15 protein-coding genes, 16 tRNA genes and 3 rRNA genes are annotated in these 21394 nt (G+C 43.8%); 4 read left to right on the top strand and 30 right to left on the bottom strand.

Annotated features, from left to right (window positions below; translation table 11 throughout):
- Positions 1-80 precede the first annotated feature (80 nt).
- Positions 81-350, bottom strand: coding sequence for a GH32 C-terminal domain-containing protein (locus K8L98_RS26785; RefSeq protein WP_223443131.1), 270 nt, complete (start codon positions 348-350; stop codon positions 81-83).
- Positions 351-414: 64 nt separating this feature from the next.
- On the opposite strand from K8L98_RS26785, the gene K8L98_RS26780 reads away from it, so the two are divergent.
- Entirely contained in the window at positions 415-567 is a 153-nt protein-coding gene (locus tag K8L98_RS26780; RefSeq protein ID WP_420828821.1) for an RICIN domain-containing protein, read from the top strand.
- Positions 568-796: 229 nt separating this feature from the next.
- On the opposite strand, the gene K8L98_RS03650 is transcribed toward K8L98_RS26780, so the two are convergent.
- From K8L98_RS03650 to K8L98_RS03535, 23 genes are all read right to left on the bottom strand, one after another.
- Complete coding sequence (locus K8L98_RS03650) at positions 797-1066, bottom strand: hypothetical protein (RefSeq protein ID WP_223439773.1); 270 nt, start codon at positions 1064-1066, stop codon at positions 797-799.
- 3 nt (positions 1067-1069) lie between these two features.
- On the bottom strand, positions 1070-1459 hold the full coding sequence (locus K8L98_RS03645; protein WP_223439771.1) for a hypothetical protein: 390 nt from the start codon (positions 1457-1459) through the stop codon (positions 1070-1072).
- Positions 1456-1830, bottom strand: coding sequence for a DUF2089 domain-containing protein (locus tag K8L98_RS03640; RefSeq protein ID WP_223439769.1), 375 nt, complete (start codon positions 1828-1830; stop codon positions 1456-1458). The genes K8L98_RS03645 and K8L98_RS03640 overlap by 4 nt, the downstream gene beginning before the upstream one ends.
- Before the next feature lie 827 nt (positions 1831-2657).
- Positions 2658-2738, bottom strand: a tRNA-Leu gene (locus tag K8L98_RS03630).
- A 20-nt stretch (positions 2739-2758) separates the two neighbouring features.
- A tRNA-Leu gene (locus K8L98_RS03625) sits at positions 2759-2847 on the bottom strand.
- Between the two features lie 19 nt (positions 2848-2866).
- Positions 2867-2940 (bottom strand) — tRNA-Cys (locus K8L98_RS03620).
- An 8-nt stretch (positions 2941-2948) separates the two neighbouring features.
- A tRNA-Gly gene (locus tag K8L98_RS03615) sits at positions 2949-3023 on the bottom strand.
- Between the two features lie 59 nt (positions 3024-3082).
- Positions 3083-3157: transfer RNA gene (locus tag K8L98_RS03610), tRNA-Gln, on the bottom strand.
- Between the two features lie 32 nt (positions 3158-3189).
- A tRNA-His gene (locus tag K8L98_RS03605) sits at positions 3190-3265 on the bottom strand.
- 27 nt (positions 3266-3292) lie between these two features.
- Positions 3293-3366: transfer RNA gene (locus K8L98_RS03600), tRNA-Trp, on the bottom strand.
- A gap of 17 nt (positions 3367-3383) precedes the next feature.
- Positions 3384-3468 (bottom strand) — tRNA-Tyr (locus K8L98_RS03595).
- 10 nt (positions 3469-3478) lie between these two features.
- Positions 3479-3554: transfer RNA gene (locus K8L98_RS03590), tRNA-Thr, on the bottom strand.
- A gap of 13 nt (positions 3555-3567) precedes the next feature.
- A tRNA-Phe gene (locus K8L98_RS03585) sits at positions 3568-3643 on the bottom strand.
- 26 nt (positions 3644-3669) lie between these two features.
- Positions 3670-3745: transfer RNA gene (locus K8L98_RS03580), tRNA-Asp, on the bottom strand.
- Positions 3746-3748: 3 nt separating this feature from the next.
- Positions 3749-3825: transfer RNA gene (locus K8L98_RS03575), tRNA-Met, on the bottom strand.
- A gap of 44 nt (positions 3826-3869) precedes the next feature.
- Positions 3870-3945: transfer RNA gene (locus tag K8L98_RS03570), tRNA-Val, on the bottom strand.
- Positions 3946-3961: 16 nt separating this feature from the next.
- Positions 3962-4036 (bottom strand) — tRNA-Glu (locus K8L98_RS03565).
- A gap of 14 nt (positions 4037-4050) precedes the next feature.
- Positions 4051-4140 (bottom strand) — tRNA-Ser (locus K8L98_RS03560).
- 4 nt (positions 4141-4144) lie between these two features.
- A tRNA-Asn gene (locus K8L98_RS03555) sits at positions 4145-4219 on the bottom strand.
- Between the two features lie 15 nt (positions 4220-4234).
- Positions 4235-4350: ribosomal RNA gene (gene rrf, locus K8L98_RS03550) — 5S ribosomal RNA — on the bottom strand.
- A 129-nt stretch (positions 4351-4479) separates the two neighbouring features.
- Positions 4480-7409: ribosomal RNA gene (locus K8L98_RS03545) — 23S ribosomal RNA — on the bottom strand.
- Positions 7410-7643: 234 nt separating this feature from the next.
- Positions 7644-9181, bottom strand: a 16S ribosomal RNA gene (locus tag K8L98_RS03540).
- The 16S, 23S and 5S rRNA genes sit together here with 16 tRNA genes alongside, the layout of an rRNA operon.
- A gap of 242 nt (positions 9182-9423) precedes the next feature.
- A complete protein-coding gene (locus K8L98_RS03535; RefSeq protein WP_223439765.1) occupies positions 9424-10296 on the bottom strand; it encodes a nucleotidyltransferase-like protein in 873 nt (290 codons plus the stop codon).
- A 214-nt stretch (positions 10297-10510) separates the two neighbouring features.
- Here K8L98_RS03535 and K8L98_RS03530 point away from each other — a divergent pair, with 214 nt between their 5' ends.
- Positions 10511-10864, top strand: coding sequence for a YgzB family protein (locus K8L98_RS03530; protein ID WP_070877017.1), 354 nt, complete (start codon positions 10511-10513; stop codon positions 10862-10864).
- Positions 10865-10943: 79 nt separating this feature from the next.
- On the opposite strand, the gene perR is transcribed toward K8L98_RS03530, so the two are convergent.
- From perR to modA, 6 genes are all read right to left on the bottom strand, one after another.
- A complete protein-coding gene (gene perR, locus K8L98_RS03525) occupies positions 10944-11381 on the bottom strand; it encodes a peroxide-responsive transcriptional repressor PerR (protein ID WP_223439763.1) in 438 nt (145 codons plus the stop codon).
- Positions 11382-11498: 117 nt separating this feature from the next.
- Positions 11499-12452 (bottom strand): D-2-hydroxyacid dehydrogenase, encoded by a 954-nt coding sequence (locus K8L98_RS03520; protein WP_223439761.1) that lies wholly within the window; start codon positions 12450-12452, stop codon positions 11499-11501.
- 172 nt (positions 12453-12624) lie between these two features.
- Positions 12625-13095, bottom strand: a complete 471-nt coding sequence (bcp, locus tag K8L98_RS03515; RefSeq protein WP_223439759.1) for a thioredoxin-dependent thiol peroxidase — start codon at positions 13093-13095, stop codon at positions 12625-12627.
- A gap of 63 nt (positions 13096-13158) precedes the next feature.
- Positions 13159-13563 (bottom strand): ion channel, encoded by a 405-nt coding sequence (locus K8L98_RS03510; RefSeq protein WP_223439757.1) that lies wholly within the window; start codon positions 13561-13563, stop codon positions 13159-13161.
- 89 nt (positions 13564-13652) lie between these two features.
- The gene (modB, locus tag K8L98_RS03505) at positions 13653-14309 is read right to left on the bottom strand and encodes a molybdate ABC transporter permease subunit (RefSeq protein ID WP_223443125.1); all 657 of its coding nucleotides are present in this window, start codon (positions 14307-14309) and stop codon (positions 13653-13655) included.
- Positions 14299-15087 carry a molybdate ABC transporter substrate-binding protein gene (modA, locus tag K8L98_RS03500; RefSeq protein WP_223439755.1) on the bottom strand — a complete coding sequence of 263 codons (789 nt, stop codon included), beginning with the start codon at positions 15085-15087 and terminating at the stop codon, positions 14299-14301. The genes modB and modA overlap by 11 nt, the downstream gene beginning before the upstream one ends.
- Before the next feature lie 129 nt (positions 15088-15216).
- Here modA and K8L98_RS03495 point away from each other — a divergent pair, with 129 nt between their 5' ends.
- Together K8L98_RS03495 and K8L98_RS03490 are read left to right on the top strand one after the other, a co-directional pair.
- A complete protein-coding gene (locus K8L98_RS03495; protein ID WP_223439753.1) occupies positions 15217-16512 on the top strand; it encodes a glutamate-1-semialdehyde 2,1-aminomutase in 1296 nt (431 codons plus the stop codon).
- A gap of 309 nt (positions 16513-16821) precedes the next feature.
- On the top strand, positions 16822-21294 hold the full coding sequence (locus K8L98_RS03490) for a glutamate synthase-related protein (RefSeq protein WP_223439751.1): 4473 nt from the start codon (positions 16822-16824) through the stop codon (positions 21292-21294).
- Positions 21295-21394: the final 100 nt, after the last annotated feature.

The following is a 21394-nucleotide window of genomic DNA, read 5'->3' as shown; positions in this document are numbered from 1 at the left end:
AATAAATAACTCTTTCATTTTATTGACAAAGATGATATTTCATAACTGTAAATTTCCTGCAGTAAATGTATACCACGACGTTATAGTCTGATCTTGAACGGAACGCCCTTGCTGTAAAAGCTCTGGCCATCACTTGCTCCGTCCGGAAACACAACATTTTGGAATACGGAAAGGCTGTCGTTTCCGAATACCTCAATGGAAAATTCGTCTACGAAAATACTCTGTTTCACTCGTTTTTTCTTTGGCGTAACTCTTGTTTCATGATAGGCGGAAAACTTATCAGAAAAACTGATGTCTCCTGATTTAGAACGATCAAAGGTGGAAGATAGATGGAGTTTCCCATGGAGCATATAAAGTACACGTGGGTGAAGCAAGTTCGTACTGGATGCTTCCGGAATCTCTGCCGGAGACGATGTGCAAGTTTGGGAGTACCTGGACTGCGGCAACCAGCAATGGAGAATAACCGCTCGGTGGGATGAAACGTATCGTTTAAGAGCTGTCAACAGCGGTCCAGCACCAGTTGAAATCGTCATGAACTTTACTTTTGAAGTTCTTCTAGTTGCTTGATTATTTCATTTTCTAGTATTTCTGCTTCTTCATAACTTGCTGCTTGAACTGTCCCTTTAGGGGCTATTTTAAGTGCTATTTTTCACTATAAGTAAATATAAAAAAGCCCAATTTCAAAATTTCAGTGCTTAAAATTGGGCTTTTTTATATTGTAATTTCCTTAAAGTTGTAAATCAACTCCATGACGCTACCCCTATTAAAAAAGCATTATCCCTATTTGAATAATGCTTCACAACTTCACTTTTACTTCGGTACCGTCTTTTAATTTGGTTTCCACAAGCACTAGGCCTTTGTGCATAGAAAGTCCTTGCAACAATGGTTTTAAATCTTTTCTTTCAATTTCCGGAAAACTGAATTTACTGCCATCCTTTTCAATTGCCTTATTAATTATGCGGTTAACTCTCTTTGAAGTAATAATCAAACTAACCATATTTAAAACCGCATAAGGAACGGGAATGGAGAACCGCTTATCCTTTACTTTCACCTTAACTTTTAACATAAACTACTCAATCACCACGAAAACTTTATCACCGTTAGCCGAGGTGATATCAACAATCTGTCCGTCCAATTCGTTTTCGATTGCCTCGATGAGCAGGTCAACATTAATATCTTTTACATATTTTTCTGCCTCGGGGATTTTTTCCGCAATATTTGTACCTACTTTCAAAACAGCTTTTACCAGATTAATTGGTAAATTCACATTTACATTATCACCTTCTTCAGAGGTAACACGAATCTTTAATATTTTATTGCCATATGGTACTTCTTTCTTTAATGAAAAAAGTTCTGGCTGGTCTTTTTCTCGGAGGATATTAATTAATTCACTCGCTTTTTCTTTATCAATCTTTCCTTCTTCCATCATCGTTAATACCCTTGAAATTTCGTCCTTCATTCTGCTTCCCCCTCTTTTAATAAACGGATTGCTTCTTCCGCTGTAATTTCTCCCTTTTCTAAAAGGCCAACAATCTTTTTCTTATCGACTCCCGGTTTCTTTTGTGCGTTATATCCTAGGATGGAAATGATATCATCTAATTTACCCCTGACCGTTGGATAGGAAATGCCTAATTCCTTCTCCACTTCTTTTATATTCCCGCGGCATTTAAGGAAAGTTTCAATAAAATGCAGTTGTTCCTGACCTAAAGCAGACAGTTTTGAAGCTTCAAATTCATTTTCTATTGTTGTCTGACAATGTCCGCATTGTAGCTTTGTAATTTTTAATGATTCGCTGCAAACCGGACAATTTGTGAGTAAAGGATATGCCATGTTTTGCTCCTTTCTTTTATTAACCATATTATACTACGTTTTTTAATAATATCAAATATCAACTTAAAATAATTTATAAAATCGAACTTAAATATTAAATAATTTAATTTTAATATTAAATATAAGTGCTAACCATTCTGAAATCAACTCCGGCTTAGGAAAAGAAGTTCCAGTAACTGCCGATAGTAACGAAATAATATATATATTTTGCAAAAAATAAGATAGGGTAGGGATTGTTTTATTAGTTGGTCTTCAATAAATGTGTCCGATTGCGGAACAAAATAAAAAAAGCAACCTGTCAATATTTCTTAAACCCAATATTTGTTCCAAAACTCGTGGCTTTCTTTTTGTTCTAAATAACTACTCTGCTACCCTTAAAATTACGCATATAGAGAATCACATTGTTTTTAATATGTTCTTCAGTTAGGTTAGATGGTTTCAATAAAGTAATATCAATACCCTGATCTTTAAGTTGATTTAAAAATGCTTGTATTCCATTCAAGTAATATTGAATTGTATGAGGTCTTAAATTTCGAAATTCGCAATCCTTAATGAACAATTGAATAGCATCTTTAAATGTCTCTACATAAGCTTTTACTTACTTTGAATAACAGCCAGTTCATCATCATTTAAAACATTCTTACGCCTTGTCATAATAATTCCTCCTTCAACGGTGCACACGATTAAGGAACACGATTTCATTTGAGGATGTCATGTAAAAAAAAGATAAAAAGACAACAAAAAAACGCCTCTACAATAACTGTAGAGACGTTTTTAAACGTTGATATTACTTAATTCACTTGTAATTGAAAGTAATAAAATTTCGATACCGGTGGCCGGGGTCGAACCGGCACTCCAGAGGAACACGATTTTGAGTCGTGCGCGTCTGCCAATTCCGCCACACCGGCAAATGAAATTGTGATGAAGATGGTGCCGAGGACCGGAATCGAACCGGTACGGTAGTCACCTACCGCAGGATTTTAAGTCCTGTGCGTCTGCCAGTTCCGCCACCCCGGCAAGGGTGATAAATAAAAATTGGAGGCGACACCCGGATTTGAACCGGGGATAAAGGTTTTGCAGACCTCTGCCTTACCACTTGGCTATGCCGCCTCAACTATTGGAGCGGAAGACGGGATTCGAACCCGCGACCCCCACCTTGGCAAGGTGGTGTTCTACCACTGAACTACTTCCGCAAATCGCATTGTAATGTATTTTATGCAGGAGCTGCACAAAGATGACTTTAGATTGAAAATGGCTGGGCTAGCTGGATTCGAACCAGCGCATGACGGAGTCAAAGTCCGTTGCCTTACCGCTTGGCTATAGCCCAAAACAGAAATAAAAACCCTATTAAGTAAAAAATGGGGCGACTGATGGGAATCGAACCCACGAATGCCAGAGCCACAATCTGGTGCGTTAACCACTTCGCCACAACCGCCATTATACTATATAAGATTAATTAAATTGGCAGGGGTAGTAGGACTCGAACCCACACCGGAGGTTTTGGAGACCTCTGTTCTACCTTTAAACTATACCCCTATATTCTTTTAATAAAATGGTGGAGGGGGACGGATTCGAACCGCCGAACCCGGAGGGAGCGGATTTACAGTCCGCCGCGTTTAGCCACTTCGCTACCCCTCCACACTGTAAGTGGTGCCGGCAAGAGGACTTGAACCCCCAACCTACTGATTACAAGTCAGTTGCTCTACCAATTGAGCTACACCGGCATTTAAGTGTAAATGGTGGCTTGGGACGGAATCGAACCGCCGACACAAGGATTTTCAGTCCTTTGCTCTACCGACTGAGCTACCAAGCCATTTTATTCTTTTTTAATTAAGAGAATGGCGGTCCCGACCGGGATCGAACCGGCGATCTCCTGCGTGACAGGCAGGCATGTTAACCGCTACACCACGGGACCATTTGGTTGCGGGGACAGGATTTGAACCTGCGACCTTCGGGTTATGAGCCCGACGAGCTACCAGACTGCTCCACCCCGCGACAATAATAAATGAAGTTTTTTTGCTGCTTTATTTCAGTAAAGATGGTGGAGGATGACGGGCTCGAACCGCCGACCCTCTGCTTGTAAGGCAGATGCTCTCCCAGCTGAGCTAATCCTCCGCAGTGAAAATGATATTGGTGACCCGTACGGGATTCGAACCCGTGTTACCGCCGTGAAAGGGCGGTGTCTTAACCGCTTGACCAACGGGCCATTTATATAAGTAGTGGCGGAGAGCAAGGGATTCGAACCCTTGAGACGGGTTACCGCCTACACGATTTCCAATCGTGCTCCTTCGGCCACTCGGACAGCTCTCCAAAATGGCTCCGCAGGTAGGACTCGAACCTACGACCGATCGGTTAACAGCCGATAGCTCTACCACTGAGCTACTGCGGAATAATATTTTCACTAGCCTGGCAACGTCCTACTCTCACAGGGGGAAACCCCCAACTACCATCGGCGCTAAAGAGCTTAACTTCCGTGTTCGGCATGGGAACGGGTGTGACCTCTTTGCCATCATCACCAGACATAGTGACAAAAATTATTATACTATGAAATCCGAAGATTTCAAGCTTTTTTTTTGAAAGAAGTTATTCTTTCAAAACTAAATAACGTTTGATAACAAGTTTCACTCAGGTTTTACACTTTATTAGACTGTGGTTAAGTCCTCGAACGATTAGTATCTGTCAGCTCCACACGTCACCGCGCTTCCACCTCAGACCTATCAACCTGATCATCTTTCAGGGTTCTTACTCACTAATGTGATGGGAAATCTCATCTTGAGGGGGGCTTCATGCTTAGATGCTTTCAGCACTTATCCCTTCCGCACATAGCTACCCAGCGATGCCTTTGGCAAGACAACTGGTACACCAGCGGTGCGTCCATCCCGGTCCTCTCGTACTAAGGACAGCTCCTCTCAAATTTCCTGCGCCCACGACGGATAGGGACCGAACTGTCTCACGACGTTCTGAACCCAGCTCGCGTACCGCTTTAATGGGCGAACAGCCCAACCCTTGGGACCGACTACAGCCCCAGGATGCGATGAGCCGACATCGAGGTGCCAAACCTCCCCGTCGATGTGGACTCTTGGGGGAGATAAGCCTGTTATCCCCGGGGTAGCTTTTATCCGTTGAGCGATGGCCCTTCCATGCGGAACCACCGGATCACTAAGCCCGACTTTCGTCCCTGCTCGACTTGTAGGTCTCGCAGTCAAGCTCCCTTGTGCCTTTACACTCTGCGAATGATTTCCAACCATTCTGAGGGAACCTTTGGGCGCCTCCGTTACATTTTAGGAGGCGACCGCCCCAGTCAAACTGCCCACCTGACACTGTCTCCCAGCCCGATCAGGGCTGTGGGTTAGAATTTCAATACAGCAAGGGTAGTATCCCACCAATGCCTCCACCGAAGCTGGCGCTCCGGCTTCCAAGGCTCCTACCTATCCTGTACAAGCTGTACCAAAATTCAATATCAGGCTACAGTAAAGCTCCACGGGGTCTTTCCGTCCTGTCGCGGGTAACCTGCATCTTCACAGGTACTATAATTTCACCGAGTCTCTCGTTGAGACAGTGCCCAGATCGTTACGCCTTTCGTGCGGGTCGGAACTTACCCGACAAGGAATTTCGCTACCTTAGGACCGTTATAGTTACGGCCGCCGTTTACTGGGGCTTCAATTCAAAGCTTCGCTTGCGCTAACCTCTCCTCTTAACCTTCCAGCACCGGGCAGGCGTCAGCCCCTATACTTCGCCTTGCGGCTTCGCAGAGACCTGTGTTTTTGCTAAACAGTCGCCTGGGCCTATTCACTGCGGCTTTTCAGGGCTATGAACCCTAAAAAGCACCCCTTCTCCCGAAGTTACGGGGTCATTTTGCCGAGTTCCTTAACGAGAGTTCTCTCGCTCACCTTAGGATTCTCTCCTCGCCTACCTGTGTCGGTTTGCGGTACGGGCACCTCTCACCTCGCTAGAGGCTTTTCTTGGCAGTGTGGAATCAGGAACTTCGGTACTAAATTTCCCTCGCCATCACAGCTCAGCCTTTATGAGAAGCGGATTTGCCTACTTCTCAGCCTAACTGCTTGGACGCGCATATCCAACAGCGCGCTTGCCCTATCCTCCTGCGTCCCCCCATTGCTCAAATGGTGAGGAGGTGGTACAGGAATATCAACCTGTTGTCCATCGCCTACGCCTTTCGGCCTCGGCTTAGGTCCCGACTAACCCTGAGCGGACGAGCCTTCCTCAGGAAACCTTAGGCATTCGGTGGAGGGGATTCTCACCCCTCTTTCGCTACTCATACCGGCATTCTCACTTCTAAGCGCTCCACCAGTCCTTACGGTCTAGCTTCAACGCCCTTAGAACGCTCTCCTACCACTGTTCGTAAGAACAGTCCACAGCTTCGGTGATACGTTTAGCCCCGGTACATTTTCGGCGCAGAGTCACTCGACCAGTGAGCTATTACGCACTCTTTAAATGGTGGCTGCTTCTAAGCCAACATCCTGGTTGTCTAAGCAACTCCACATCCTTTTCCACTTAACGTATACTTTGGGACCTTAGCTGGTGGTCTGGGCTGTTTCCCTCTTGACTACGGATCTTATCACTCGCAGTCTGACTCCCAAGGAGCAAGTCTTTGGCATTCGGAGTTTGACTGAATTCGGTAACCCGATGAGGGCCCCTAGTCCAATCAGTGCTCTACCTCCAAGACTCTCATACTTGAGGCTAGCCCTAAAGCTATTTCGGAGAGAACCAGCTATCTCCAGGTTCGATTGGAATTTCTCCGCTACCCACACCTCATCCCCGCACTTTTCAACGTGCGTGGGTTCGGGCCTCCATTCAGTGTTACCTGAACTTCACCCTGGACATGGGTAGATCACCTGGTTTCGGGTCTACGACCACGTACTAAAACGCCCTATTCAGACTCGCTTTCGCTGCGGCTCCGTCTCATCAACTTAACCTTGCACGGGATCGTAACTCGCCGGTTCATTCTACAAAAGGCACGCCATCACCCATTAACGGGCTCTGACTACTTGTAAGCACACGGTTTCAGGATCTTTTCACTCCCCTTCCGGGGTGCTTTTCACCTTTCCCTCACGGTACTGGTTCACTATCGGTCACTAGGGAGTATTTAGCCTTGGGAGATGGTCCTCCCTGCTTCCGACGGGATTTCTCGTGTCCCGCCGTACTCAGGATCCACTCTGGAGGGAACGAAGTTTCGACTACAGGGTTATTACCTTCTCTGACGGACCTTTCCAGGTCGCTTCATCTACCCCGTTCCTTTGTAACTCCGTATAGAGTGTCCTACAACCCCAAGAGGCAAGCCTCTTGGTTTGGGCTAATTCCGTTTCGCTCGCCGCTACTTGGGAAATCGCGTTTGCTTTCTCTTCCTCCGGGTACTTAGATGTTTCAGTTCCCCGGGTCTGCCTTCATTATCCTATGTATTCAGATAAAGATACTGTTCCATTACGAACAGTGGGTTTCCCCATTCGGAAATCTCTGGATCAAAGCTTACTTACAGCTCCCCAAAGCATATCGGTGTTAGTCCCGTCCTTCATCGGCTCCTAGTGCCAAGGCATCCACCGTGCGCCCTTCATAACTTAACCTAAATGGTCAATCGCATCACAAGATGCGTTTCGCATTTCGTTGTTTGTTTAGACATAAATGTCTAGAAAATCACTAATTATGGTAAGCGTAAATCTCAGTGAATTACTTGTTATCAATTACGTTATCTAGTTTTCAAAGAACAACCGACAAACCGGATGATTTGTCTTCTATCATAGAGAGAATGATCTCTCAAAACTAAACAAAAACCAAAAGCGTCCTCATATCTTCCTTAGAAAGGAGGTGATCCAGCCGCACCTTCCGATACGGCTACCTTGTTACGACTTCACCCCAATCATCTACCCCACCTTAGGCGGCTGGCTCCTTGCGGTTACCCCACCGACTTCGGGTGTTGCAAACTCTCGTGGTGTGACGGGCGGTGTGTACAAGGCCCGGGAACGTATTCACCGCGGCATGCTGATCCGCGATTACTAGCGATTCCAGCTTCATGCAGGCGAGTTGCAGCCTGCAATCCGAACTGAGAATGGTTTTATGGGATTGGCTAAACCTCGCGGTCTCGCAGCCCTTTGTACCATCCATTGTAGCACGTGTGTAGCCCAGGTCATAAGGGGCATGATGATTTGACGTCATCCCCACCTTCCTCCGGTTTGTCACCGGCAGTCACCTTAGAGTGCCCAACTGAATGCTGGCAACTAAGATCAAGGGTTGCGCTCGTTGCGGGACTTAACCCAACATCTCACGACACGAGCTGACGACAACCATGCACCACCTGTCACTTTGTCCCCCGAAGGGGAACCTTCTATCTCTAGAAGTGGCAAAGGATGTCAAGACCTGGTAAGGTTCTTCGCGTTGCTTCGAATTAAACCACATGCTCCACCGCTTGTGCGGGCCCCCGTCAATTCCTTTGAGTTTCAGTCTTGCGACCGTACTCCCCAGGCGGAGTGCTTAATGCGTTAGCTGCAGCACTAAAGGGCGGAAACCCTCTAACACTTAGCACTCATCGTTTACGGCGTGGACTACCAGGGTATCTAATCCTGTTCGCTCCCCACGCTTTCGCGCCTCAGCGTCAGTTACAGACCAGAGAGTCGCCTTCGCCACTGGTGTTCCTCCACATCTCTACGCATTTCACCGCTACACGTGGAATTCCACTCTCCTCTTCTGCACTCAAGTTTCCCAGTTTCCAATGACCCTCCCCGGTTGAGCCGGGGGCTTTCACATCAGACTTAAGAAACCGCCTGCGCGCGCTTTACGCCCAATAATTCCGGACAACGCTTGCCACCTACGTATTACCGCGGCTGCTGGCACGTAGTTAGCCGTGGCTTTCTGGTTAGGTACCGTCAAGGTGCGAGCAGTTACTCTCGCACTTGTTCTTCCCTAACAACAGAGTTTTACGATCCGAAAACCTTCATCACTCACGCGGCGTTGCTCCGTCAGACTTTCGTCCATTGCGGAAGATTCCCTACTGCTGCCTCCCGTAGGAGTCTGGGCCGTGTCTCAGTCCCAGTGTGGCCGATCACCCTCTCAGGTCGGCTACGCATCGTTGCCTTGGTGAGCCATTACCTCACCAACTAGCTAATGCGCCGCGGGCCCATCTGTAAGTGACAGCCGAAACCGTCTTTCCAACTTGAACCATGCGGTTCAAGATACTATCCGGTATTAGCTCCGGTTTCCCGGAGTTATCCCAGTCTTACAGGCAGGTTGCCCACGTGTTACTCACCCGTCCGCCGCTGACCTCCGAAGAGGTCCGCTCGACTTGCATGTATTAGGCACGCCGCCAGCGTTCGTCCTGAGCCAGGATCAAACTCTCCGAAGAAAATTTGTGACTCAATTTGTTGCTGACTTAAAAATTTAAAACGTTTGGTACGCTTTTGGTTTTGTTTAGTTTTCAAAGATCATTTTCGCTCTTGAAGCGACCTTCTTAATATAACATTTCGTTAACTCAGTGTCAACATTTTTTTAAGAAGTTTTTTTAATTGAAAGTCGCTGTCTGCGCCGTCATGTTTGAACTTGCTTCAGCAGCGACGCTTATTAATATATCATCGTAAAAAACTAAAGTCAATACTTTTTTGTAACAGAATATCCGCGATGGAAAATCCTTTGTCCTTTCGTTTCAATCTGAACAACTTCAACGAAATTTTTATCTACAAGAAACTCTAATAACACACTTAAGTCTACCGAATAATATTTAGCTTCCGGATGCTCGAGAAGCTCTGCATAGTGCCACACTTCTTTTTCAGAAAGGATGCTTAACAGATGTCCTGCACCAATTTCTGATTTGGAGTGAATCAGGAAATCACTCGCCAAAAAGAGGAGTTCAAGTCTTTTTTCTAATGACTCTTCACTTTCAACCAGCTCTTTATACAGCTTATAAACCTGCGGTTCCATCTGCCTCACTTGATTCCAGACCGTAACCTCAGGATAAAATCCATGATCAATCACTTCAAGTCTGGCCAGATGATGAAGGGCGTGAACGATATGATTGTACGCATCAAGGAACTGCTTTGATTCAAAAAACACCTTGCCTTCCAAGTATCTTCTAATAAGCTTGCCATACTCGAGGCCGATTTTTAATCTGCGTTCTGAGAAAGGAAACATTTTTAGACGATCCAAAAGCTTGCCAAGGTATTCATTTCTGTCAAAGAGAACTTTCCCGTTTAAAATCCATTCTACAATGCGCCGGTTTGTTCCAAGCAGGATCCACTGCTGAATCTGTTCATCAGTCACAATATTAAGTGAAGCCTTTTGATTATCAAATTCATAATGCTTAATATAAACAGGCTGCTTCGCTTCTTTTACAATAACAAGCAGCGCGACATCCAAATTATCTGTAAGCGGTGATGTTTGGTTTCTCTTTTCAATCATGACGATTGCTAATGTGTCTGGATGACTTGCTCTCTCTTGATAAATAGGACGGAGAAGATTTTCCATTGTGATTCCCCCATTTAATTTATGACTATATATCAGAATTCTACATAGGAGATAAAATCCCTTTCAAATACAGCACTTCAAAATTATAAGTGAATGCTGATAGAGAATCTATTATTTTCTGAGATTTCCTGTCTTTTTTATTTAAGGCACCATTGGATATTTTCTGCGAAATCCCTTACATTTGTGCTATATTGGTATTTGGGAGGTCGGAATAATGGCAGCGAAATATTCTAGCAAGATTAATAAAATCCGCACGTTTGCATTGAGTTTAGTCTTTATTGGATTTTTTATTATGTATATTGGCATCTTCTTCAGAACTTCTCCGATTGTCATGACCATATTCATGATGCTCGGGTTATTATCTATAGTAGGAAGCACGGTTGTTTACTTCTGGATCGGCATGCTCTCGACTAAAGCTGTTCAAGTAACATGCCCTTCATGCGGCAAAACAACGAAGATTCTCGGCAGGGTTGATATGTGCATGTATTGCAACGAACCGCTGACGCTGGATCCGAATCTGGAAGGCAAAGACTTTGATGAAAAATACAATCGCAAAACGGTCGAATAAAAAAAGCGGAGTGCAGTATATGCACCCCGCTTATATTTTAGAAAAAAAGACTGAATGCTTATAAAGACATTCAGTCCGTTTAATGCGCTTCTTTCTTTTCGCAGCTTCCGCACACTCCGTAGATCTCCATGCGATGGTGACTTACTTTAAAACCTGTCACGTGTGAAGCAAGATGTTCTACCTCATCTAGTCCCGGATAATGAAAATCTACAATCTTTCCGCATTTTTCACAAATAACATGGTAATGCTCCGTTGTGACAAAATCAAATCTGCTCGAAGCATCCCCGTATGTTAATTCTTTGACAAGGCCTACCTCGCGAAATACACGCAAATTGTTATAGACCGTTGCAACGCTCATATTTGGAAATTTGCTTTCCAAGGATTTATAAATATCATCAGCTGTAGGGTGAGTCATAGATTGAATAAGGTATTCTAAAATGGCATGACGCTGGGGAGTAATGCGCACTCCAGTCTGCTTCAGCGTGTCAAGTGCTTCTTTTAACTGATGTTCAGACATCTGCTATGCACCTCTTTCCTGAAAAACATTCTTACTTTATAATATTTATAAATAGTGTACATTGTGACTGGGACTTTTGTCAATTGCGGTTAGACAGCCTTCTTTTTATTTTAGGCCTCAGTATCCTTGTTTTAGATCGATTGCATTTTCCATGGATGAATAATCTCCATCTATATATAACGCCAAATTTCTCTTAAAGATATCCATCGCTCTTGGTAGATAGTTCTCAGTTATGCCCGACAAATGCGGTGTTACTGTGACATTCTTCATTCTCCAGAATGGATGATTTTCTCTCAATGGCTCCTCTTCGAACACATCAAGCACTGCATGCTTAAGCTTTCCCTCGTTTAATGCTTTTACTAAATCCGCTTCGCATACAGCATCTCCGCGTCCGATATTAATAAATATGCCTGCTGGTTTCATCCAGCTGAATGCTTTATAATTCAACAACTCTTTTGTTTCTTTTGTACTAGGGAGAACAGAAACAACAAAGTCTGCTTTTCTCATTCCTTCTTCTAAACCATTGTATGTATGAATTTTATCAAAATATTCAACGATTCTCCCGGATCTGTTCATCCCTTCCGTTTTCATCCCGAAAGCTTTTGCGAGCCTTGCAATTTCAGTTCCGATTGCACCTGCTCCTAATATAAAGATCTTTTTCCCATGGAGTTCATGCATTTTGACTCTGCGGTCCCATTTTCTCTCCTGCTGATTCTCGCGCAGCTGCTGTGACTCTCTTGAAATTTGCAGCATCATTGAGATTGTATACTCAGCCATTGGAATCTTATGCACGCCTTTAGAGTTGGTTACCAGTATTTTTTGATGTATTAAAGCATCAAAAGGGAGCTTGTCCATCCCTGCAGACGAAACCATCAGCCATTTCAGTTCTTTTGCCTGCCCAATAATGTCAGCTGTCAGATCTTCCCCGTATGTCAAAATCACTTCAGCTTCTTTTACCTCATTAAGGACATCATTTATCCTGTTGTCAAAATTAAAATCCAAATCAGGAAATTCATTTACTAATTCTTCCTTTAAATAAACAGGCAGCTTTACCGTTGATAAAATCTTCAAAACCAATTTCTCCTTTTTCCTTTTATTTTACCAAAAATAAAAAGAGTGCAGGAACCAAAGTTCCTGCACTTAATTGCGCTAACGAATGAGGAGGTTATGCCTTCTTTACAACATACTCCGGGTTCTTATTTTTTGTCTGGACGTTTGACTCAGTTCCTAAAAAAAAGGCTTGTTATGACAAATTTTCTTTCATATATTGAAGGGCTTCTTCCACATGACCCTTCACTTTTACTTTCCGCCACTCTTTGACAAGCTCGCCGTCCTTATTGATAAGGAAAGTTGAACGTTCAATTCCCATATATTCTTTTCCAAAGTTTTTCTTCAGCTTCCATACTCCGTATTTTTCAGCAGCTTCGTGATTTTCATCCACCAATAAAAGAAATGGAAGATCGTACTTGGCTTTGAATTTTTCATGCTTGCTCTGTGCATCTGTACTGACTCCAAGAATAACAGCATCAAGCTCCTCAAAGCTTTTGTGCTGATCTCTGAAGTCACATGCCTGAGTTGTGCAGCTCGGGGTCATATCTTTTGGGTAAAAATAAAGTATGACATGCTTTCCTTTAAAATCTGAAAGCTTCACTTTTTCCCCGTTATCAGCTGTCAGTTCAAAATCTGGTGCAGTTTGTCCGATTTGAGTTGTCAAAAATATCAGCCTCCGCAAAATTGGTTTAGTATAAGACTACCCAATTCCACAGAATGATTCAACTTATGACCCTTTTTCCAGTCCCCATACCGTTCTTGCAACAAAAACAGCAGGCAGAACATAGCCTATAAGCGCTTCGAGAACAGCAAGCAGTCTGCCAAACCCGATCGGAATGACATCTCCGTATCCTAATGAAAAAAGAGTAACAGCGCTGAAATACAGGCAAGTATGCAAACGGTCAAGATAGGTTCCTTCCATAATAACCCCATTATCAACAAGCACCTCAAACCCGCTGGAGTCCAAAATTAAGAAAATCATACTAAAGCCAATCAAAATTGAAAGATATAAGAAGATGACAATTAACAGTGTATCTATAGATAGAAAATTTCGTTCCTTAAAAGTGCGGATGAAGATGGTAAAGCTCATCAGCAAACACAGCGATACAGCTATAGCAAATAACCCTCCCATATATATGCAGCACCTCATGTTCAAAACACGTAATGTTACAATATATACAAGAAGGTCCTTAATATTCGGCCTGTCTTTAAATTTCGCATCTATTTTCTTATAAGCTGGACAGCGAACAAAAGACTGAACGAAAGCAAGACAAGCGCTCCAGCCCAAAGCCACGCGATCGTCATATCCCCTGAATCGATTGCAACATATATAGCAGTTGCAGCCGTCTGTGTCTGCCCCGGAATATTCCCTGCAAACATCAGGCTTGCCCCGAACTCACCGAGAGCTCTTGTAAACGCAAGAACCGCCCCCGTGACGAGTGACGGAATCGCGAGCGGGATCGAAACATGCCTGAAAACCTGGCGTTCATCCGCTCCATCTACCCTCGAAGCATCTTCGATTTCACGATCAATTATTTGAAAGCCAAGCTTAGAAGCCTGATACATAAGCGGAAAAGAAACTACGCATGCCGCAATAACGGCTGCCCACCAGGTGAAAATAACTGGAAATCCTGCAATGCGTTCAATAAGTTGACCAGCCGGGCTATTCATTCCGAAAATGACAATCAGGAGAAATCCAACAACCGTAGGCGGGAGAACAAGCGGCAGCATGAGGAATGTCTCAATCACTGTCTTCCCTTTAAACGAGGTTCTTGCCATGATCCTGCCAATAAAAGTTCCGCTTAATACGACTATTACACTAGATACCACTGCAACCTGAAGCGACAGCGCAATAGGCTGACTGAATTCACTCCACATCGCGATCACCTTTATGAAGCACCTTAAATCCCTGCTGCTCAAATACTTTTATCGATTGTTCTTTCTGCAGAAAACGAAAAAAAACTTCGGCTTCTCTTTCGTGTTCAGTTTCCTCCAGCACACCGGCCGGATAGATAATACTCTCATAAGAGGCCGGTTCTATCGGGGTCTGATTCACTTTTTCTGAAGTCGCGGCATCTGTTTTGTATACAATTCCCGCATGAACATTGCCTGTTTCAACATAGGACAGGACCTGTCGCACATCTTTGGCATATACTATTCGATCTTTATTTCTTTCCCACAAATCATCATGCACAAGAGCTTCTTTCGCATACTTGCCGGCAGGAACCGTTTCCGGTGTGCCTATTGCTATCTTGCCAATATCACCTGATGCGAGATCCTGCATTTTTAATGTTTCATTCTCTTTACTTGTAATAAGCACTAAGCTGTTTCCCAAACAATCCATTTGAAGGGATTCATTTAGTAAACCCTTTTTACCCAGCTGTTCAAAAAGATCTTTTGAAGCAGAAAAAAAGACATCTACCGGAGCCCCTTGTTCTATTTGACGCTTTAGAGCGCCGGTCGAACTGAAATTATAGCGAACTTCAATAGAAGGATTCTCTTCCTCAAATTGTTCTTTTATCTCATTCAATGAATCTTTTAAACTTACTGCAGCCGAAACAAGCAAAACGGTTTTCTTTTCAGGTCCGCTCTGCTGAGAGGCGCATGATGTTAAGAAAACTATACTAATAAGAAAAGTCAGGTATTTTTTCAGCACTTGTCCGCGTCCACCCTTTACTTACTGAATCATCTTTTTCTTTCTATTATACTAAAAGATGCGCAAAAGTTTTTCATCCTTTTTAAACATGCTAGAATAGACTTTAGAAATTTTTTTCAGGAGGAAGACATGAAATTCACTAAATCTGAAGAGCTTCACGAAGAAGCGTTGCAGCATATTGTAGGCGGGGTTAATAGTCCTTCCCGTTCTTATAAAGCGGTAGGCGGCGGATCTCCAGTCGTGATGGAAAGAGCAAAAGGAGCTTATTTCTGGGATGTTGACGGCAATAAGTACATAGACTACCTGGCAGCATACGGCCCAATTATTACCGGACATGCTCACCCCCACATTACGAAGGCCATTCAAAAAGCAGCAGAAGATGGCGTGCTTTACGGAACTCCGACTCCCCATGAGGTGAAGTTCGCTAAAATGCTGAAAGAGGCAATGCCGGCAATGGACAAGGTACGTTTTGTCAACTCCGGAACAGAGGCCGTTATGACAACAATCCGGGTTGCAAGGGCGTATACAGGCCGGGATAAAATCATTAAATTTGCAGGATGCTACCATGGCCACTCAGATCTTGTGCTTGTTGCGGCGGGCTCCGGACCTTCGACTCTCGGCACACCCGACTCTGCAGGGGTTCCAAAAAGCATTGCAAATGAAGTGATCACGGTTCCTTTTAATGATATTGAACCTTTTAAAGAAGCACTTGAGAAATGGGGAGACGAGGTTGCAGCTGTTCTGGTTGAGCCAATCGTAGGAAACTTCGGGATTGTCGAACCTTACCCAGGTTTTTTAGAAGCAATTAACGAGCTTACTCATGATGCCGGAGCACTTGTCATCTATGATGAAGTCATCACAGCTTTCCGCTTTATGTACGGAGGTGCACAGGATATGCTTGGTGTCACACCCGACTTGACTGCCCTTGGGAAAATCATTGGCGGCGGTCTGCCAATTGGTGCATACGGCGGAAAAAAAGAAATCATGGAACAAGTTGCACCTCTTGGTCCTGCCTATCAAGCCGGAACAATGGCAGGCAACCCCGCTTCTATCTTATCAGGGATCGCCTGTCTTGAAGTGCTTCAGGAAAAAGGGGTATATGAAAATCTCGATAGACTTGGACAAATACTTGAAGAAGGCATTCAAAAACATGCAGAAACCTATCAAATTCCAATTACGATGAACCGGTTAAAAGGTGCTTTGACCATCTACTTTACGACAGAGAAGGTTGTCAATTATGAACAGGCGGAAAGAACGGATGGCGAAATGTTCGCCAAGTTCTTTAAATTGATGCTTCATGAAGGGGTTAATCTTGCTCCTTCTAAGTACGAGGCATGGTTCCTTACAACAGCTCATACAGAAGAAGATATCAAGGATACATTGCTTGCAGTCGAGCGCTCATTCAATAAATTGCATAATGTATAAATATACAATTTATTCAAACAGGGATTTTAGTCCCTGTTTTTTTATTTTTTTATTCCTCGCTGAAAACGTTTACAAATAAGCAACCGCAAGTTTTCATGAATATTTAAACTTTTCAAACTTGTATGTGCCTCTCAAAAACATGCATAAATAATTGAATTTTTTCAATCTAAATGATATGATAAGTATTACATTTCTGAAAATTTTGTTATTAAATCTCACAAGAAATCTATATTTTCAAATGATAGATTCATATTTTATCGGGAGGTGAAGGCTATAAGCGGGAACAAATTCCCCTTTCAAGCCGCTTTTATGAAAGAAAATTGGAGCCCAAGTAAGTTTAAGGAATATTACAACGCAGAGCATGACGCTTGCGGCATTGTATCAGTCATCGAAAAACGGAACGTGCCGACTAAAGAAAACATTGATTTATGTATAGATGCATTGATTACGATGAATCACCGCGCCGGGTTTATAAACGGCGAAGGAGACGGTGTCGGCATTCATATTGATATTCCAAGAGCCCTGTGGAAGCAGAAGCTTGCAGACGCAAAGCTTGATCAGCAACTGGCTGAGCGTGGCGATTTTATCGTCGGACACCTCTTTTTGTCTAAAAACGAAAGCCCTGATAAATTGAAAAAAGAAATCAAAAACCTTCTATCCGAAAAGAATTTCGAACTTGTTTTCGAAACAGATAAAGTCACAACATCATCTGCATTAGGACCCATCGCCCTGCAAGAAGAACCTCTCTTTTGGCAATTTGCCATGATTCCAGCCGGCAAGCATGATTCTCTTAATAAGGATCTTTTTGAGCTGACGATTCAGATTGAGAAAAATCTCAATGTTCATGTCGCATCGCTCAGTCAGCATGCTGCTGTTTATAAGGTTATGGGTGCGGGAGATGTACTTCCGAAGTTTTATCATGATCTTGCAGATCCGCTTGCAGCATCAACGATGACTCTTGGACATAACAGGTATTCTACTAATACATTATCTACTTTTTTTCGTGTGCAGCCATTTAGCCTGTTAGGTCATAACGGTGAAATCAATACAATTGCAAAGCTTCGTGACGAAGCAAGAATGATGAATGTTCCGCTAACAGACGGCGGAAGTGATTCTCAAGACTTGAACAGAACGATTGAAACATTGGTGGCAAGAGACGGCTATAGCCTGTTTGAAGCACTGGATGTTCTTTTTCCTCCTATTATTAATGAAATTAAAGCATATCCAGACCACCTTCAGGACTTATACACATATATTCGTGAAGCTTGGGGACATTTCGCACAAGGTCCTGCAGGCATTATCTCGAGATTCGCAGATGAAGCAGTTTTCAGCGTAGATGCTTTGGGACTCAGACCATTGTGGAAGGTAGAATCAAAATCTTCCTATATATTTGCATCTGAACCGGGAATCATTCCGACTTCTCTTTATGCAGGCGAGCCTAAACCGCTTGGACCTGGCGAGAAGCTTGGACTTAAATGGAACAAGGACGATATTGAACTGTTTGAATATCCTTCTCTTCAGGAGGAAGTCTATAAAAGATTTTCAGGCAGAACGGATATTGACGGGTACCGCAGAAGATTAGCGCATCCAGTCAGCAAAGGCAAATGTTCAGCGTCCCCTATTTTCAAAGTTCACAATGGACATTACGCTGCATTCGGCTGGGATCGCGAGCACATTCAGCTGCTTGAGCAAATGGCTGAAAAAGGAGCAGAGCCGATTCGCTCGCTCGGACATGATGGTCCTCTTGCAGCCATCCATCCAGACCGGAAAAACATTGCTGACTTTATTAAAGAAAGTGTTGCTGTTGTTACCAATCCGGCGATTGACCGTGATCGCGAGTCAGAGCATTTCTCCATCCGCTCTGTGATCGGGAAACGCCCTTCACTGACTGAGCAGCAGGAAAGAACAGCTATGATTGAGCTTCCTTCACCATTATTGCTTGAAGGCAAGCTTGGAATCATGGCAACTGAGCATATTGAACAGCTTCCATATGAAGAAGTTATCGAGACATTCTCTAAGGAAAAACAGCTGTATGTCCTATCTGCTGTTTACTCTGAAAGTGAGAGCCTGAAAGACGCTCTTGACCGTCTGAAGCTTGAAGCTATTCAAGCTGTAAACGAAGGCGCTGTATTACTTGTGCTTGACGATCAGGAAGCCCATCAAAACGGAAAGCTGTGGATTGATCCGCACTTGATTACTGCCGTTATTGATCAGGCATTGGTTCAAGCAAGCCTGCGCAGAAACTGCTCGATCGTTCTTCGCACAGGAGCCATCAGATCCCTGCATGACATTATGATTGCATACGGTCTTGGAGCAAATTTAATCAATCCATATATCCTTTTTGCTACTGTTGCTGAGGAAGAATCTGCAAAACCTGCTGTTAACTTGTATGAATCATTAAACAAAGGACTTGAGAAGGTCATTTCTACAATCGGCATTCATGAGCTTAGAGGATATGGACGTCTCTTCTCGGCTATCGGATTAAATGAAGAAATCGAAAAAGAGCTTAACATTGTAAACTTCTTAGGCTCTCGTTCTCTTAAATATAATTTTGAAAGCCTCAAAGCCGATGCACTTGAACGAAGCCAGGACTTTGAAAATGAAAAAGCCCGTCCAAGCAAGACATTCCATATTTTCCCGAGAATCTGGAAAGCGATTGGCGATGTTGCAAAATCGGGCAGCTATGACGGTTATCGCGAAAAACTGACAGAGCAGGAAGAAAGCAATCCGATTACCATTCGACATTTAACTGACTTAAAAACAACTAAAACTGCTGTGCCAAAAGAAAAAGTAAATATCGGAGTCGGAGAGCACAGTCTTCCATTCGTGATCGCCTCCATGTCCTTCGGTTCACAAAATGAAGTAGCATTCCGTGCTTATGCAGAAGCTGCTGAACAATTAAATATGGTTAGTCTGAACGGTGAAGGCGGAGAAATTAAAGATATGCTCGGTAAATATCCGCGCACACGCGGACAGCAAATCGCATCAGGAAGATTTGGTGTAAATGCAGAGCTTCTGAACTCTTCTAACCTCCTGGAAATTAAAATCGGCCAGGGAGCGAAGCCTGGTGAAGGCGGTCACTTGCCGGGTTCAAAAGTAACAGCGAAAATTGCAGAATCCAGGAATGCCACGATTGGATCAGATCTCATCTCGCCGTCAAATAACCACGATATCTACTCGATTGAGGATTTGGCGCAAATGATTTCTGAACTGAAAACAGCTAATGACCAGGCAAAGGTTTCCGTTAAAGTTCCTGTTGTTCCTAACATCGGAACGATAGCTGTAGGAATTGCAAAAGCCGGAGCTGACATCATCACGCTGAGCGGATTTGACGGAGGTACTGGTGCAGCCCGCATCCATGCACTTCAGCATGTTGGGCTGCCTGTTGAAATCGGTGTTAAAGCGGCACATAACGCATTGCTCGAAGCTGGATTGCGTGAAAAAGTAGAGCTTTGGGCAGACGGCGGAATTAAAAGTGCACTCGACGTTATGAAAGTCGTTCTGCTTGGAGCAAACCGCGTCGGGTTTGGAACATTATCGATGATTGCAATCGGCTGTACAACATGCCGCGGCTGTCATTTAGATACATGCCACGTGGGGATTGCCACTCAAATTGAATCAGAAGCTCAGGCAAAAGAGCATGGCTTAAGACGCTTTGTTCCAAGAAAATACGATCCCGCTGTACAGGGCCTTGTTAATTTGTTCAGCGCATTCGGTTCAGAGCTTCAGGCACTGACAGCATCACTTGGATTTACAAATCTTCAGGAGCTTGTCGGAAGATCTGACTTGCTTGAGCAAACGCGCGGCAAAGAAGAAATGGATCTGTCACTCTTGCTTGAAACATTGGATATTCAAAATCTTTCTCATAAAGAAGTTGCAGCAAGCTTAGAAAGCAAACGTCTCGCTGTTGCAGCCGGAGCTGAGTATTTAGATTACGATGACAATGAACTTCATGATTCAAGAGAATTCTCAAGCGTTACATCTGAACAGCGCATCCTCGGCAGCCGGGTTTCCTGTCACAGAGTGCGCGGCCGTCTCGATGGCTCGTACAAAAAACTGGATGACGTTGAGCTTTATTATAAAGAAGGCTCTATTCCAGGAAACGGTCTTGGCGCCTACAATTCAAGCGGCATTAATATCCGAGTTGAAGGCGGAGCGCAGGATGGCACAGGGAAAACGTCATTTGGAGGCAGCATCCAAGTATTCAAATCTAAAGGAACTGACGGTAAGTACTACAACGGTTCTGTTGGTAAAGGATTTGGCTATGGCGCGCAAAGCGGCCTGCTGCTTGTACAAGGCAATGCGGATGCACGCGCTGGAATTCGCCTCTCAGGAGCAGACATGATTATTGGCGGTAAGATTGATAAGCCAATTCCTGCAAATGAGAAGGGTAATATTGGAGTAAACGCCAATATTAAAGGATTTGCGTTCGAATACATGACAAACGGCAGAGGACTTGTCATGGGAGATCCAGGCCCATGGATTTGTGCAGGGATGACTGGCGGGGTTGTGTATGTCAGACATCAGCCTGAGCTTGGATTAACAAAGCAGGCTTTAGAACGCCGAATTGCAAAAGGCGCTAAAATTGACATTTCACCTCTAAATTCAAAAGGCGAGAGTGATGTATCAGAATTGCTAACAACATATATCGAGGCTCTCGGGCGTCATGGTCAACATGATGAAGCTGAAGAACTAAAACTGCTTTTACAGGATTTAAAAAATAACTTTATTCAGCTGGTGCCTGTTAAAGAGCAGGCAGATCCATCTGTATCAACTGAATAATACTACTTTCAAATAACACCTGCCTGTCAGGTGTTATTTTTTTTTGCCAAAACGGAAAAATGTAACTTGAATAATTTGTTTAAACGTTGTATAGTCATTA

It is taken from the genome of Metabacillus dongyingensis (genome assembly GCF_019933155.2).
GTDB lineage: Bacteria > Bacillota > Bacilli > Bacillales > Bacillaceae > Bacillus_P > Bacillus_P dongyingensis.
Note: the sequence above shows the minus strand (reverse complement) of the source record. Positions and strands in the feature narration are given on the sequence as shown.